This is a genomic window from Pseudomonas sp. NFX98 (assembly GCF_047784845.1).
Lineage (GTDB): Bacteria > Pseudomonadota > Gammaproteobacteria > Pseudomonadales > Pseudomonadaceae > Aquipseudomonas.
The window spans coordinates 61,023-74,865 of the sequence record NZ_JBLNNF010000019.1 but is presented as its reverse complement, the minus strand read 5'-3'; the positions used below and the strand labels follow the sequence as shown (position 1 = coordinate 74,865).

Genomic DNA, 13,843 nt, shown 5'->3' with positions numbered 1-13,843 from the left:
GAGCTGTCCATGTTTTCCACCGATTTTTCCTCGAATGACCTGCTGTTCCTGCTCGACGGTGCGTGGGTCACGCTGCAACTGACCTTCTGGTCGATCATTCTCGGTTCCCTCGCCGGTTTGCTGTTCGGCCTGCTGCGAGCGTTGCTGCCGCGCGCCAGTCTGCCGCTGGCCTGGGTGCTGGACGTGTTTCGCAGCGTGCCGTTGCTGATCCAGTTCGTGCTGTTCAATTCGCTCAAGAGCATCGTCGGCCTGAACATCAGCGCCTTCAGTGTCGGCTGCATCGTGCTGGGGGTGTACACCGCCGCGTACTTCACCGAGATCGTCCGTGGCGGTGTGCTGGCGGTGCCGTTCAGCGTGCGCCGGGCCAGCCGCTCGCTGGGGCTGAGCTTCTTCCAGGATCTGCGCTGGATCGTCCTGCCGATGGCCACCCGGGTGGCATTTCCCGGCTGGCTGAACCTGGTGCTCGGGGTGATGAAAGACACCGCGCTGGTGATGTGGATCGGCATCGTCGAATTACTGCGCGCCTCTCAAACCATCGTCACGCGCATTCAGGAACCGCTGCTGGTGCTGTGCATCGCGGGCCTTATCTACTACGTCATGAGCCTGGTGGTCGCACGCCTCGGCGCTCGTCTGGAAAGAAGGTGGCAAGAAAATGATTGAGATCGACAACGTACATAAATCCTTCGGCAACCTCGAAGTGGTCAAGGGCGTCAACCTGACGGTGAACAAGGGCGAAGTGGTGTCGATCATCGGCGGCTCCGGCTCCGGCAAGTCGACCCTGCTGATGTGCATCAACGGCCTGGAACCGATCCAGAAAGGCAACATCCGCGTCGACGGTGTCGAGGTCCATCACAGCGCCACCGACCTCAATCGCCTGCGGCAGAAAATCGGCATCGTATTCCAGCAATGGAACGCCTTCCCTCATCTGACGGTGCTGGAAAACGTCATGCTCGCCCCGCGCAAGGTGCTGGGTAAAAGCAAGGCCGAGGCCGAGGAACTGGCCGTACAACAACTGACCCACGTCGGCCTTGGCGACAAGCTCAAGACCTTCCCCGGCAAGCTGTCCGGTGGCCAGCAGCAACGCATGGCCATCGCTCGCGCCCTGGCCATGTCACCGGACTACATGCTGTTCGACGAAGCCACTTCAGCCCTCGATCCGCAACTGGTCGGCGAGGTACTGGACACCATGCGCATGCTCGCCGAAGACGGCATGACCATGGTCCTGGTGACCCACGAGATCCGCTTTGCCCGCGACGTCTCCGATCGCGTGGCGTTCTTTCGCAATGGGTTGGTGCATGAAATTGGTTCGCCGGATCAGGTGATTGGCAATCCGCTGCATGCGGAGACTGCGGCGTTTCTTAAATCGGTGAAATGACAACTGGCCTCATCGCTGGCAAGCCAGCTCCCACAGTGATTTGGGTTGGTCACCCATTTTGCATACACCACCAAACCTGTGGGAGCTGCTTGCCAGCGATAAGGCCCTGACAGACAACACAAGGAGCAAACCATGCGCTCATCAAAAGTCATCCACGTCGTCAGTTGCCACGCCGAAGGCGAAGTCGGCGACGTGATCGTCGGTGGTGTCGCCCCGCCGCCTGGCGCCACCGTGTGGGAACAGTCACGCTGGATCGCCAAAGACGAAACCCTGCGCAACTTCGTCCTCAACGAACCCCGCGGCGGCGTGTTCCGTCACGTCAACCTGCTGGTGCCGGCCAAGGACCCGCGGGCGCAAATGGCCTGGATCATCATGGAACCGGCCGACACTCCGCCGATGTCCGGCTCCAACTCGTTGTGCGTGGCCACCGTGCTGCTCGACAGCGGCATCCTGCCGATGACCGAGCCGCAAACCCGCCTGGTGCTGGAAGCGCCTGGCGGCTTGATCGAAGCCGTGGCCGACTGCCGCGATGGCAAGGTACAACGGGTGGAAATCAAGAACGTGCCGTCGTTCGCCGACCGTCTCGACGCCTGGATCGAAGTCGAAGGCCTCGGCTCGCTCAAGGTCGATACGGCCTACGGTGGCGACAGTTTCGTGATCGCCGATGCCAAGGGCCTGGGTTTTGCCATCCGCCCCGACGAAGCCGCCGACCTGGTGGCGACCGGGTTGAAAATCACCCGTGCCGCCAACGAGCAACTGGGCTTCGTCCATCCGCTGAATCCCGAGTGGTCGCACATTTCCTTCTGCCAGATCGCTGCGCCCCTCGTCCATGAGAACGGCATCGCCACCGGCGCCAACGCCGTGGTGATCCAGCCGGGCAAGATCGACCGCTCGCCCACCGGCACCGGTTGTTCGGCGCGCATGGCCGTGCTGCACGCAAAAGGTTTGATGCAGGTCGGCGAGCGCTTTGTCGGGCGCTCGATCATCGGTTCCGAATTCCACTGCCGCATCGATTCAGTGACCGAAGTGGCCGGCCGCGCCGCCATTTACCCGTGCATTTCCGGCCGGGCCTGGATCACCGGCACCCACCAGCTGCTGCTCGACCCGAGCGACCCGTGGCCACAAGGCTATCGCCTGTCCGACACCTGGCCCGGTGCCTGATCACCTGACCAACGGGCACAAATAACCCCCTGAAATCGAAAAAAGCACTAGCCGAACATTGTCATTTTAAATATCGTATACGAAATACAAAAAACGAACTGGAGGTAACAAATGAGCAAGCGCATTAACTGGAGTGGTGTATTCCCTGCGGTGACCACCCAATTCAACGACGACTTCACCATCAACCTGGACAAGACCCATCAGGTGATTTCCAACGTGATCCGCGATGGCGTCTCGGGCCTGGTGGTCTGCGGTTCGGTGGGTGAAAACACTTCGCTCACCGCCGAAGAAAAAATCGCCGTGACCGAAGTCGCGGTCGATGCCTCGCGTGGCCGCGTGCCGGTGATCTGTGGCGTGGCCGAGTTCACCAGCGTGCAAGCGGCCAAGGTGGCCAACGCAGTGCGCAAGGTGGGCGTGGACGGTGTGATGTTGATGCCGGCGCTGGTCTACGGCTCCAAGCCGTTCGAGACCGCCGAGCACTACCGCTACGTGGCGAAAAACGCCGACGTGCCGCTGATGGTCTATAACAACCCGCCCATCTATAAGAACGACGTCACCCCGGACATCCTGATTTCCCTGGCCGACTGCGACAACGTGGTGTGCTTCAAGGATTCTTCCGGTGACACCCGCCGCTTCATTGATGTGCGCAACGAAGTCGGCGACCGTTTCGTGCTGTTCGCAGGCCTCGACGACGTGGTGCTGGAAAGCATCGCGGTGGGCGCCGAAGGCTGGGTCTCGGGCATGTCCAACGTGTTCCCGAAAGAAGGCGAAACCATCTTCCGCCTGGCCAAGGCCGGACGTTTTGCCGAAGCCATGCCGATCTACGAATGGCTGATGCCGATCCTGCATCTGGACGCCCGCGCCGACCTGGTGCAATGCATCAAGCTGTGTGAAGCCATCGCCGGTCGCGGCAGTGCGCTGACCCGTCCACCGCGCCTGGCGCTGCCGGAAGCCGATCGCCTGTTCGTCGAGCAGATCATGGCCAAGGCCCTGGCCAACCGTCCGCAGCTGCCGGACGTCGGTCTCTGAGTGATTGCCGGGCGGACCTTTGCGGGTCCGGCCCGGCTGCCTGTTTTTTGCGCCCTTACAGGAAACGCCAGCATGTCCAATCCTCAACACAGCTCAAGCGCAACCACACCCTCGGGACTCAAGCGCGTCGTCGCCGCTGCGATGGCCGGCACCGTCGCCGAATGGTATGAATTCTTTCTCTACGGCACCGCCTCGGCACTGGTTTTCGGCAAGCTGTTCTTCCGCCAGACCGACAACCCCGTCGACGGCATCATCGCCGCCTTCGCCCTCTATGCCGTGGGCTTTCTGGCCCGTCCGCTGGGCGGCCTGGTGTTCGGTCACTACGGTGACAAATTCGGCCGCAAGCGCCTGCTGCAACTGAGCCTGGTGGTGGTCGGCATTACCACTTTCCTGATGGGCTGCCTGCCCGGCTTCGACCAGATCGGTTATGCGGCGCCGCTGTTGCTGGTGCTGCTGCGGCTGATCCAGGGGTTTGCCTTTGGCGGTGAATGGGGCGGCGCGATTTTGCTGGTATCCGAGCACTGCCCGGACAATCGCCGCGGCTTCTGGGCCAGTTGGCCACAGGCCGGCGTACCGGCCGGTAATTTGGTGGCAACGGTCGCCCTGCTGCTGTTGTCGTCGAACCTGTCGGAGGAGCAGTTCCTCGCCTGGGGCTGGCGTGTGGCGTTTTGGTTCTCGGCCGTGGTGGTGCTGATCGGCTACTGGATTCGCACCAGTGTCGATGACGCACCGATCTTCAAGGAAAGCCAGGCACGCCAGGCGCAGACCCGCCAGCAACAACTGGGCGTGGTGGAAGTGCTGCGTCATCACTGGCGCGCGGTGCTGGTGGGGATTGGTGCACGGTTCGCCGAAAACATCCTCTACTACACCGTGGTCACGTTCTCGATCACTTATCTGAAACTGGTGGTGCACAAGGACACGTCGCAGATCCTGCTGTTGATGTTCGGTGCGCACCTGCTGCACTTCTTCCTGATCCCGCTGATGGGCTATCTGTCCGACATCGTCGGGCGCAAACCGGTGTACCTGACCGGCGCGGTGCTCACCGCGTTCTGGGGTTTCATCGGCTTCCCGATGATGGACACCGGCAACAACTGGCTGATCATGGCCGCGATTACCCTGGGCCTGGCCATCGAGTCGATGACCTACGCGCCGTACTCGGCGCTGATGGCAGAGTTGTTCCCGACCCACGTGCGCTACACCGCATTGTCGCTGTGCTATCAGGTCGCGCCGATTTTCGCCGGTTCCCTCGCACCGCTGATCGCCATCACCCTGCTCAACAAATACAACAGCTCGACCCCGATCGCTTGGTACCTGGTCGGCGCCGCCCTGATCTCGATCGTGGCCGTCGGCCTGACCCGCGAGACCCGTGGCAAGTCGTTGCGTCAGGTGGATGCCGAAGCGGCGGCGCGGGTGGCGGCACTTGACCCAGCAGCAGCCAACTCACGCCGGGCGGATTCGTTGGCCTGACCCGGACCCTGTAGGAGCGAGCCTGCTCGCGATGGAGGCAAGGACGACGCGTTAATTCAGGCAGCACGCGTTATCGTTGAAGTCCATCGCGAGCAGGCTCGCTCCTACAAGGGTTCAATTCCCATTTTTCGACAGGAGCTTTTTTCATGCTCGGCCATAACTACATCGGCGGCACGCGCAGTGCCGCTGGCAGCATCGTCTTGCACAGCCACGACGCCAGCACCGGTGACGCGCTGCCCTTCTCGTTCGTTCAAGCCACCCTCGATGAGGTGGACGCCGCCGCTCAGGCTGCCGCAACCGCCTACCCGACGTTTCGCAACTTGCCGGCAACGCGCCGCGCAGAATTTCTTGAGGCGATCGCTGCACAACTGGATGCACTGGATGATGAGTTCGTCGCCCTGGTTTGCCGGGAAACCGCCCTGCCCGCCGCGCGCATTCAGGGCGAGCGCGCTCGCACCAGCGGCCAGATGCGCCTGTTCGCCCAGGTCCTGCGGCGCGGCGATTTCTACGCCGCGCGCATCGATCGTGCCCTGCCCGAGCGCCAGCCAATGCCACGGGTCGATCTGCGTCAGTACCGGATCGGCGTCGGCCCGGTAGCGGTGTTCGGCGCGAGCAATTTTCCGTTGGCGTTCTCCACGGCCGGCGGCGATACAGCCGCCGCCCTGGCCGCCGGTTGCCCGGTGGTGTTCAAGGCTCACAGCGGGCACATGGCGACCGCCGAACGGGTGGCCGATGCGATCATCCGCGCTGCCGAACAGACCGACATGCCCAAGGGTGTGTTCAACATGATCTACGGTGCCGGCGTGGGCGAAGCGCTGGTCAGGCATCCGGCGATTCAGGCGGTGGGTTTCACCGGCTCGCTCAAGGGCGGGCGCGCGTTGTGCGACATGGCCGCCGCACGGCCGCAACCGATCCCCGTGTTCGCCGAAATGAGCAGCATCAACCCGGTGCTGCTCTTGCCTGAAGCCTTGCGCGTGCGTGGTGAGAAGATCGCCGCCGAACTGCTGGCGTCGGTGGTGCAAGGCTGTGGTCAGTTCTGCACGAATCCGGGGTTGGTGATTGCCGTTCGTTCGCCTGAGTCGACGGCATTCATTGCACGACTCAGCCAGCTGATGGCCGAACAACCGGCGCAAACCATGCTCAATGCCGGCACCCTCGGCAGCTACGAAAAAGGCGTGCGGGCCTTACTCGAACATCCGGGCGTGACGCATCTGGCGGGTCAGGAACAGCACGGCACGCAAGCGCAGCCGCAACTGTTCAGGGCTGATGTCAGCCTGCTGCTCGAAGGCGATCCGCTGTTGCAGGAAGAAGTGTTTGGCCCAACCACGATCATCGTCGAAGTGGCGGACAAGGTTGAGCTGCGACAAGCGCTGGACAGTCTGCATGGTCAGCTCACCGCCACCCTGATCGGTGAGGCGCAGGACCTGCACACCCACGCCGACCTGCTGGTGTTGCTGGAACAAAAGGTCGGTCGGGTGCTATTCAACGGTTACCCCACCGGGGTCGAAGTCTGCGATGCCATGGTCCATGGCGGCCCGTATCCCGCCACCTCCGATGCGCGTGGCACGTCGGTCGGCAGCCTGGCCATCGAGCGTTTCCTGCGCCCGGTCTGCTACCAGAATTGCCCGGACGAGCTGTTGCCCGATGCGTTGAAGGATGGAAATCCGCTGGGGATTGTGCGGTTGATTGATGGCAGCAGCCTGCGCGATTCGATCTAAAAAACACTGAAGATCAACTGTGGGAGCGGGCTTGCCCGCGATGGCGTCAGGTCAGTCAGCATCTTTGCTGGGTGTGCCGCCCTCATCGCGGGCAAGCCCGCTCTCACAGGGTTAGGTGTTTCGTTTCAGATCAGCAGTGCTTTGAGGTCGTTGTACAGCGCTTCAGGAATCTGCACGCCCTCCACCAGACTCCGCACCCGCGCCGCATAACGTCGTTGTGACGGCAAGCGTGCGCCCTGCCCTTCGATGCCCTCGAACAGGGTTTCGGCCCTGGCCAGATGCTGTTCGGTGGCGTCACCCAAAAAGCGCCGAGGGTCCAGGGCGATGATCAACTCGCCATGGTACGGCGACGACTTGCTGCCGCCGTCGTAAGCCAGCGACTCGGCACTGGTCAGGTCGCCGATCAGCGGCCCGGCGATCAGCTCCACCATCGCCGCCAGTGCCGAACCCTTGTGCCCACCGAACGTCAGCATCGCGCCGCTGTCGAGCACCACGTTGGCGTCGGTGCTGGGCTGGCCCTGTGCGTCCACGCCCCAACCCTCGGGAATCGCCTTGCCGGCCCGGCGATGCAACTCGATGTCGCCACGGGCAATCGCGCTGGTGGCGAAATCGAACACAAACGGGTCGCGCCCCGCGCGTGGCCAGCCGAAAGCGATGGGATTGGTGCCGAACACCGGCACGCGGCCGCCGGCGGGCGCCACCCACGCATGGCTCGGATTGCACGCCAGCGCCACCAGCCCGGCAGCGGTCAGTTGCTCGATCTCCACCCACAGTGCAGAGAAGTGTACACAGCGGTTGATTGCCAATGCGGCAATGCCATTGTCGCGAGCCTTTTTTGCCAGTAACGGCAACCCGGCCTGGAACGCCAATTGCGAAAAACCACCGCCAGCATCCACCCGCACGATCGAAGGTGCCTGATCGATCACCTGCGGCTCGGCATCGGCCGACACCTTGCCGGCCCGCAGGGAATTCACGCTGCCCAGAATCCGATACAAACCGTGGGAGGCACAGCCGTCGCGCTCACCGGCAATCACCGTCGCCGCCACCGCTTGTGCATGGGCCGGATTGAAACCGTTGTGCAGCAGGATCGATTCGGCCAGCTCGCGGGCCTGGATCAGGGTCAATCGAATCATGGTCATCTCCTTGAACAGACCGCTCAGGGTGGTCTATCCGGGGCGAGATGGCTTGATGGCTTTGGCCGTTGGCGACGACGAAATCGGCACAGCGCGGGCGCACTAGACCTTCGGCTGATGACTGGTCACGCAGTGGATGCCGCCGCCACCGGCCGAGATGGCGTCGATGTTGAGCTGCACCACTTCGCGGTCCGGATAGAGTTGAGTGAGCAGATCAAAAGCTTTGCGGTCTGCAGCCTTGTCACCAAACTGCGGCGCAATGATCGCCCCGTTGATCACGAAGTAATTGATGTACCCGGCGGCGAAGTCCGGGTTGTTTTTGCTGAACTTGCTCTGCCGTGGATTGAGCGGCGGCGACACGGTGTGCACCTGCAACGGGCGACCATCGGCGTCGGTAGCGTTTTTCAGTATTTCCAGATGGGCGCGGGTGACCTTGTAGTCATAGGACTGGGGGTCGTTGTCGAGGTTGGCGATCACCACACCCGGCTTGACGAAACGGGCATAGAAGTCGACGTGGGCATCGGTGATGTCCTTGCCCTTGATGCCCGGCAACCAGATGATTTTGCGCAACCCCAGGCGCTCCTTCAGTTCCTGTTCGACCTCGGCCTTGCTCCAGTCGGGGTTGCGGTTTTTATTGATCCAGCTGCTTTCGGTCATGATCCCCGTACCATGACCATCCACCTCGATGCCACCGCCCTCGCCCACCAGTTCGCTGCGCAGGTATCGGGCCTCTTCGGTCTCGGCCACCAGCGCGGCTAGCTGGGCATCTTTACTGTGTCGTTGTTTGTTGCCCCAGCCGTTGAAATTGAAATCCACCGCGCCGAGTTCGCCCTTGCCGTCGACGACGAAATTGGCACCGATGTCGCGCATCCAGATGTCGTCGAGTTCGGTGATGACGTAGGTGATGTTCTTCGTGCCGCAATGCTCTTCGGCCAGCTCCCGTTCGCTGTCGCGACAGAACACGGTGACCGGCTCATAACCGACGATGGTCCGCGCGATCAGGCCCAGCGCCGCTTGCACGTCGGCGGTGAAGTCTTCCCAGATGGCGTCCTGCGCGCCAAACGCGATGAACGCCTGTTGATGCTTGTCGCCTTCATCCGGCATGTACCAACGACCCTCGCCGGCCGCGAGCACTTGCGCGGGGCTCAGGCCAAGGCCCATGAAGGCGGCTGTCACTCCGGCGGCAACCGATACCTGTTTGATGAATTCGCGACGCGTTGGCATGTGTCTGTTTCCTGAAAAGGGGCAAAGGCCGGCGTTGTGCGCCGGCCCGGAATCATTGGCTTGTGGCCGTTTTGAACTTGGTCCAGGTGCGCATGCGTGCACGCATGTCGGCCTGGGGAATGTCTTTGCCCGGGATCAATCGAGCATAGGTGGCTTCGTCGATGTAGATGTCCGGGTTGTCGCGCATCGTTGCATCGACATCCGGACGGGCCTTGGCATTGGAAGTCGGGTAACCGGTGAAGTTACTGATGGCCGCCATGTTCTGCGGACGCATGACAAAGTTGATGAACGCGTAGGCGTACTCCGGATGTTTGGCGTCGACCGGGATCGCCATGGTGTCCATCCACACCGTGGTGCCTTCGCGGGGGATGCGGTACTGGAAGTCGCTTTTCTTGCCGGCGGAATCCGCCGTCCGTTGGGCCTGGGTCATGTCGCCGCTGTAGCCGAGGGACAGGCACAGGTTGCCGTTGACCAGATCGGTCACCGGTTGCGACTGGAACTTGCGAATGTACGGTCGCAATTTCATCAGCAGTTCGCTCGCTGCCTTCAGGTCTTCCGGCTTGCCGCTGCGTGGGTCGCGGCCGAGATAGTTGAGGACCACCGCCAGCGCTTCATCCGGCGAATCGATCATCGAAATGCCGCAATCGGCAAACTTCGCCGCCAGTTCCGGTTTGAACAGCATGTCGAGGCTGTTGACCGGGGCGTCGGGCACCCGCTGCTTGATTTGCTCGGCGTTGTAAGTCAGGCCGATGGTGCCCCAGGTATAGGGCACGGTGGCCTGACTCGAATGCTCGTATTGCCTGCGCAGCTTTTGCAGGCCGGGCTCGATGTCGGCCAGCTCGGTGAGTTTCGAGCGATCCAGCGGCATCAGGCTGCCGGCGCGCACCAGGCGCTCGGCCACGGTGTCGCCGGGGAAGATCAGGTCATAGCCGCTGCCGCCCGCGAGCATCTTGGCTTCCAGGGTCTCGCTGCCATCCATCACGTCGTAGATCACCTTGATCCCGGTTTCGGCGGTGAAGCGGCTCAAGGTGTCTTCGGCGAAATAATCGGCCCAGTTGTACAGCCGCAGGGTTTTCTCCTCGGCGTGTAGCGACGGCACCGCGCAGCACAATGAAAAACCCAGGGCAGCGAGCAAGCGTTTGTGGGAAACGTGCATATCAAACTCCTTGAGTGTTCCAGCGTGAATTGATGAGGCGCCCGTCCTGACTCAACAGTGCCCCGTACATTTCCGGACGGCGGTCGCGGTAGATGCCCCAGCTCAGGCGCTCTTCGCGCATGGCCGCGAGGTCGAGGCTGTGCACCAGCAGACCGGTGCTGTCACGGTCGGCCTCGGCGAGCAATTTGCCCTTGTGGTTACAGATGAAGGACGAGCCGTAGAAACTCATCTGCAACGCTGGATCGGTGGTCGCCGCTTCCCGACCGACGCGGTTGGACGCCACCACCGGCAGGATGTTGGCCGCCGCATGACCGCGCATGGTCATTTGCCAATGGTCGCGGGAATCCAGGCTCGCACAACCCGGTTCAGAGCCGATCGCCGTGGGAAACAGCAAGACCTCGGCGCCCATCAATGCCAGGCAACGTGCCGTCTCGGGGAACCACTGATCCCAGCAGATGCCCACGCCGATGCGCCCGAACGCGGTGTCCCAGACACGGAAACCGGTGTCGCCGGGGCTGAAATATTCTTTCTCCTGATAGCCGATGGCGTTGGGGATATGGGTTTTACGGTAAACACCCAGCAGACGCCCGTCGGCATCGGCCACGCATAGAGAATTGAAATACGCGTTGCCGGCCTTCTCGAACCAGCTCAGCGGCAGCACCACGCCCAACTCCCTGGCCAGCGCGGCAAAGCGTTTGAGGACCGGGCTTTCGCGAAACTCCTCGGCCAGGGCCAGGTGCTTGTGATTTTGCTCGATGCAGAAATACGGCGTGGCAAACAGCTCTTGCAGCAGGATGACCTGGGCACCCTTGGCCGCTGCCTCGCGGACAAGCTGCTCGGCTTGGTCGAGGTTGTTTTTCAGGTCCCAGGTGCACGGCATCTGGGTGGTGGCGATTGTCAGGAGCGTCATCGCATCAACCCTCTACCGGCCAGGCAGGCTGTTGCTGGGTGATGCAGTGCACACCGCCGCCGCCATGGGCCAGATGATTGATCCGCACCGGCACCACTTCACGTCCGGGGAATGCCTGGGCGAGCGTTTCGGCCGCGACGTGGTCAGCATCGATGCCGTAGGCCGGCATGATGATCGCGCCGTTGGCGATGTAGAAATTGGTGTACGAGGCGCAGAACACTTCGGCTTCGGTGTCCACGGCGTCGCTGGCTTCATACAACTCGATCAATTCGAACTTGCGCCCTTGTGCATCGGTCGCCAGTTCCAGCGCACGACGGTTTTCACGAGCCACTTCGGCGTACACCGATTGTTTGTCGTGGGTGGCGTCGACCAGCAACACGCCGGGACGGGCGAATGCGCACACGCCATCGACGTGGCCGTCGGTCATGTCGCCGGTGACGTAGTCCGGATCGCCCGGCAGCCAGATGGTTTTCTTCACGCCGAGCAGCCGCGCAAAGATTTCCTCCATCTCGGCCTTGTTCATGCCGGGGTTGCGATTGGGGTTGAGCAACACCGACTCGGTGGTGATCAGCGTACCTTCGCCGTCGACATGGATCGCCCCGCCTTCGTTGCTCAGCGGCGTACCGAAACATTCGAAACCCAAGTGATTGAGCGCGCGGCGCGCCAGGCTTTCGTCGAGGTTGTGCGCCGACTTGCCGCCCCACGCGTTGAAGCGCCAGCTCACCCCGGCCAGGCCTTGCTGCGGATGGCAGACGAAACTCGGGCCGGAGTCGCGGCACCAGCTGTCGTTCACCGCCAACTCGATCAGTTCGATGTTCGGCCCGCACAACGCTTTGGCACTGGCGACCGCCGATGGATCGACAACCATTTTCACCGGTTCGAAACGGGCAATGGCATTGGCCACGCGGGCGAAGTCTTCTTGCACGTTGGCCAATGTCACGCGCCAGCCGGCCTCCCACAGCGCCTTATTGTGCGGCCAGACCATCCAGGTCGCCGCGTGCCGGGCCCACTCGGCGGGCATGATCCAACCGGTGTTTTTATTGTCGTTCTGCTGCATGATGCTCTCCAGGTGAAATCGGCCTTTCAGTTAAGTCATTGTGTTCAACGAAAAACGCCTTGGCGGTGTTGGCATGCATGCTACGGCTGTAAAAACGGGCAAACAAACGATGGATTTTGCGGACAACTGATTAGAGGAACTTATCGACATGCTCAAACACTGGCCGCCACTGAGCACGCTTCGCGGCTTTGAAGCCGCCGCGCGGCTGGGCAGTTTTCACAAGGCCGCCGACGAGTTGAACCTCACCCAGTCGGCCATCAGCCAGCAGATCCGCAGCCTTGAGGCGTACCTCGAACAACCGCTGTTCTTTCGCAGCGGACGCAGCGTCAGCCTGACCGATGCCGGGCATGATTTGCTCAGCACCACCCAGGCTTTGCTGCAGCAATTGGCCGTGGGCATTCGCCGCCTGGGGCAATATCAGAAGCCCAATCAACTGGTGCTCAACACCACGCCGGCCTTCGCTCGCCACTGGCTGCTGCCGCGTCTGGCCAATTTTCGCCAACAGCATCCGGAGGTCGATCTGTGGATTTTCAGCACCGACGAAGTGCCGGACATGGCGACCCAGACCATCGACATCGCGGTGCGCGACGACATCAGCTCCCAGGCGGAATGCAGCTTCAAGGTGTTGTGCGCCGACCGCCTCTATCCGGCCTGTCATCCGAACCTGCTGACGCAGCCACCTGCACAGCGCACCACCTTGCATGGCGAACGGGAAATGGACTGGAGCCATTGGGCGGTGGAGGCCGGCATCGATGTCGGCCAGCAGGATCAAGGGCTGAACTTCTCCGACCCCGGCCTGTTGCTGGACGCCGCGTGCGCGGGGCTCGGCATCGCGCTGGTCAGTCAGTTACTGAGTCGGCAAGCACGCGCCAATGGCCTGTTGCAGCCCTTGGTGGAGCAGACCATTCGTGGGCCGAACTGGGCGTTGTTGACCCATCGGGACAGTGAGAGCAATGCGCGGAGTTTCTGTGAGTGGCTGGTCGAGAACCTGCCGGGCTAGCAGACCGAGAGCGGCAATACTTCGAAATGGTGTTCGTCGGCACGCCATGATCAATTCAACCGCACCGGGCTTTTTCGTCTAGCGTGGATGGAGTGCGTTCAATTGACCCAGTCCTTTCATGAGATGGAGTTCGATGATGAAAACTTTCGCTACCTGGCTGACGATTTCACTGTTGAGTGTATTGCTTTGCGCCTGCGCTGCGGTCGATGCCGGGAGCGGTGGCGCGGGTGAAATGGAGATTCGCTCGGGCAAGATCGAGCAGATTTCGCAAGTTCAGATGCAGACCAATCACGACAGTGGCGTCGGGGCGATCCTCGGCGGTATCGGCGGTGTGGCCCTTGGCAGTTTGATCGGGCGAGGCACTGGCCGGGATGTTGCGATGGTCGCCGGCGCCCTTGCGGGTGCGGCCGGCGGTAACTATGCGGAGAAGAAACAATACGACCAGCCCAAGGATGCGCAGCAGATCATCGTTCGAACCAACAGCGGCGTACTGGTTTCGGTGACCCAACCGATCAATCCGTCACTGACCAAAGGCATGAACGTTTATGTTGAAGGTGCCGGCAGTGAGGCGCGCGTGGTGCCCCAGGGGTAGTCCGTTGTCCTGCCCGTTCAA

The 13,843-nt window shown here is 62.0% G+C and carries 13 protein-coding genes; 8 read left to right on the top strand and 5 right to left on the bottom strand.

Going from position 1 to position 13,843, the window contains the following annotated elements; all coding sequences use genetic code 11:
* Window positions 1-9 precede the first annotated feature (9 nt).
* The 6 genes from ACM110_RS23530 (at window position 10) to ACM110_RS23505 (ending at window position 6,750) form a co-directional block, all read left to right on the top strand.
* The gene (locus ACM110_RS23530; RefSeq protein ID WP_338581738.1) at window positions 10-660 is read left to right on the top strand and encodes an amino acid ABC transporter permease; all 651 of its coding nucleotides are present in this window, start codon (window positions 10-12) and stop codon (window positions 658-660) included.
* Window positions 653-1,375: an amino acid ABC transporter ATP-binding protein gene (locus ACM110_RS23525; protein ID WP_034150206.1), complete on the top strand. Its 723-nt coding sequence runs from the start codon at window positions 653-655 to the stop codon at window positions 1,373-1,375. The genes ACM110_RS23530 and ACM110_RS23525 overlap by 8 nt, the downstream gene beginning before the upstream one ends.
* Window positions 1,376-1,507: 132 nt before the next feature.
* A complete protein-coding gene (locus ACM110_RS23520) occupies window positions 1,508-2,536 on the top strand; it encodes a trans-3-hydroxy-L-proline dehydratase (protein WP_416129652.1) in 1,029 nt (342 codons plus the stop codon).
* Between the two features lie 111 nt (window positions 2,537-2,647).
* A complete protein-coding gene (locus tag ACM110_RS23515; RefSeq protein ID WP_416129651.1) occupies window positions 2,648-3,565 on the top strand; it encodes a dihydrodipicolinate synthase family protein in 918 nt (305 codons plus the stop codon).
* Between the two features lie 72 nt (window positions 3,566-3,637).
* Entirely contained in the window at window positions 3,638-5,032 is a 1,395-nt protein-coding gene (gene abaF, locus ACM110_RS23510; RefSeq protein ID WP_416129650.1) for a fosfomycin efflux MFS transporter AbaF, read from the top strand.
* Between the two features lie 146 nt (window positions 5,033-5,178).
* Window positions 5,179-6,750: an aldehyde dehydrogenase (NADP(+)) gene (locus ACM110_RS23505; RefSeq protein WP_416129649.1), complete on the top strand. Its 1,572-nt coding sequence runs from the start codon at window positions 5,179-5,181 to the stop codon at window positions 6,748-6,750.
* Between the two features lie 125 nt (window positions 6,751-6,875).
* On the opposite strand, the gene ACM110_RS23500 is transcribed toward ACM110_RS23505, so the two are convergent.
* The 5 genes from ACM110_RS23500 to ACM110_RS23480 all read right to left on the bottom strand — a co-directional run bounded on the left by ACM110_RS23500 (window position 6,876) and on the right by ACM110_RS23480 (window position 12,230).
* Window positions 6,876-7,883, bottom strand: a complete 1,008-nt coding sequence (locus tag ACM110_RS23500) for an Ldh family oxidoreductase (RefSeq protein ID WP_416129648.1) — start codon at window positions 7,881-7,883, stop codon at window positions 6,876-6,878.
* A 102-nt stretch (window positions 7,884-7,985) separates the two neighbouring features.
* Entirely contained in the window at window positions 7,986-9,107 is a 1,122-nt protein-coding gene (locus ACM110_RS23495; RefSeq protein ID WP_416129647.1) for an agmatine deiminase family protein, read from the bottom strand.
* A gap of 52 nt (window positions 9,108-9,159) precedes the next feature.
* The gene (locus ACM110_RS23490) at window positions 9,160-10,263 is read right to left on the bottom strand and encodes an extracellular solute-binding protein (RefSeq protein WP_416129646.1); all 1,104 of its coding nucleotides are present in this window, start codon (window positions 10,261-10,263) and stop codon (window positions 9,160-9,162) included.
* A 1-nt stretch (window position 10,264) separates the two neighbouring features.
* Window positions 10,265-11,173, bottom strand: a complete 909-nt coding sequence (gene aguB / locus ACM110_RS23485) for an N-carbamoylputrescine amidase (RefSeq protein WP_416129645.1) — start codon at window positions 11,171-11,173, stop codon at window positions 10,265-10,267.
* 4 nt (window positions 11,174-11,177) lie between these two features.
* On the bottom strand, window positions 11,178-12,230 hold the full coding sequence (locus ACM110_RS23480) for an agmatine deiminase family protein (RefSeq protein WP_416129644.1): 1,053 nt from the start codon (window positions 12,228-12,230) through the stop codon (window positions 11,178-11,180).
* A 148-nt stretch (window positions 12,231-12,378) separates the two neighbouring features.
* Between ACM110_RS23480 and ACM110_RS23475 the strand changes: the two genes are divergently transcribed.
* Window positions 12,379-13,230, top strand: coding sequence for a LysR substrate-binding domain-containing protein (locus tag ACM110_RS23475; RefSeq protein WP_416129643.1), 852 nt, complete (start codon window positions 12,379-12,381; stop codon window positions 13,228-13,230).
* A gap of 136 nt (window positions 13,231-13,366) precedes the next feature.
* Window positions 13,367-13,822, top strand: a complete 456-nt coding sequence (locus tag ACM110_RS23470; protein WP_416129642.1) for a glycine zipper 2TM domain-containing protein — start codon at window positions 13,367-13,369, stop codon at window positions 13,820-13,822.
* Window positions 13,823-13,843 lie beyond the last annotated feature (21 nt).

What these genes read in the sequence shown, in the direction of transcription:
- ACM110_RS23530 (WP_338581738.1), top strand. Translation starts at nt 10, where the DNA reads ATGTTTTCCACCGATTTTTCCTCGAATGACCTGCTGTTCCTGCTCGAC.
- ACM110_RS23525 (WP_034150206.1), top strand. Translation starts at nt 653, where the DNA reads ATGATTGAGATCGACAACGTACATAAATCCTTCGGCAACCTCGAAGTG.
- ACM110_RS23520 (WP_416129652.1), top strand. Translation starts at nt 1,508, where the DNA reads ATGCGCTCATCAAAAGTCATCCACGTCGTCAGTTGCCACGCCGAAGGC.
- ACM110_RS23515 (WP_416129651.1), top strand. Translation starts at nt 2,648, where the DNA reads ATGAGCAAGCGCATTAACTGGAGTGGTGTATTCCCTGCGGTGACCACC.
- abaF (WP_416129650.1), top strand. Translation starts at nt 3,638, where the DNA reads ATGTCCAATCCTCAACACAGCTCAAGCGCAACCACACCCTCGGGACTC.
- ACM110_RS23505 (WP_416129649.1), top strand. Translation starts at nt 5,179, where the DNA reads ATGCTCGGCCATAACTACATCGGCGGCACGCGCAGTGCCGCTGGCAGC.
- ACM110_RS23500 (WP_416129648.1), bottom strand. Translation starts at nt 7,883, where the DNA reads ATGATTCGATTGACCCTGATCCAGGCCCGCGAGCTGGCCGAATCGATC.
- ACM110_RS23495 (WP_416129647.1), bottom strand. Translation starts at nt 9,107, where the DNA reads ATGCCAACGCGTCGCGAATTCATCAAACAGGTATCGGTTGCCGCCGGA.
- ACM110_RS23490 (WP_416129646.1), bottom strand. Translation starts at nt 10,263, where the DNA reads ATGCACGTTTCCCACAAACGCTTGCTCGCTGCCCTGGGTTTTTCATTG.
- aguB (WP_416129645.1), bottom strand. Translation starts at nt 11,173, where the DNA reads ATGACGCTCCTGACAATCGCCACCACCCAGATGCCGTGCACCTGGGAC.
- ACM110_RS23480 (WP_416129644.1), bottom strand. Translation starts at nt 12,230, where the DNA reads ATGCAGCAGAACGACAATAAAAACACCGGTTGGATCATGCCCGCCGAG.
- ACM110_RS23475 (WP_416129643.1), top strand. Translation starts at nt 12,379, where the DNA reads ATGCTCAAACACTGGCCGCCACTGAGCACGCTTCGCGGCTTTGAAGCC.
- ACM110_RS23470 (WP_416129642.1), top strand. Translation starts at nt 13,367, where the DNA reads ATGAAAACTTTCGCTACCTGGCTGACGATTTCACTGTTGAGTGTATTG.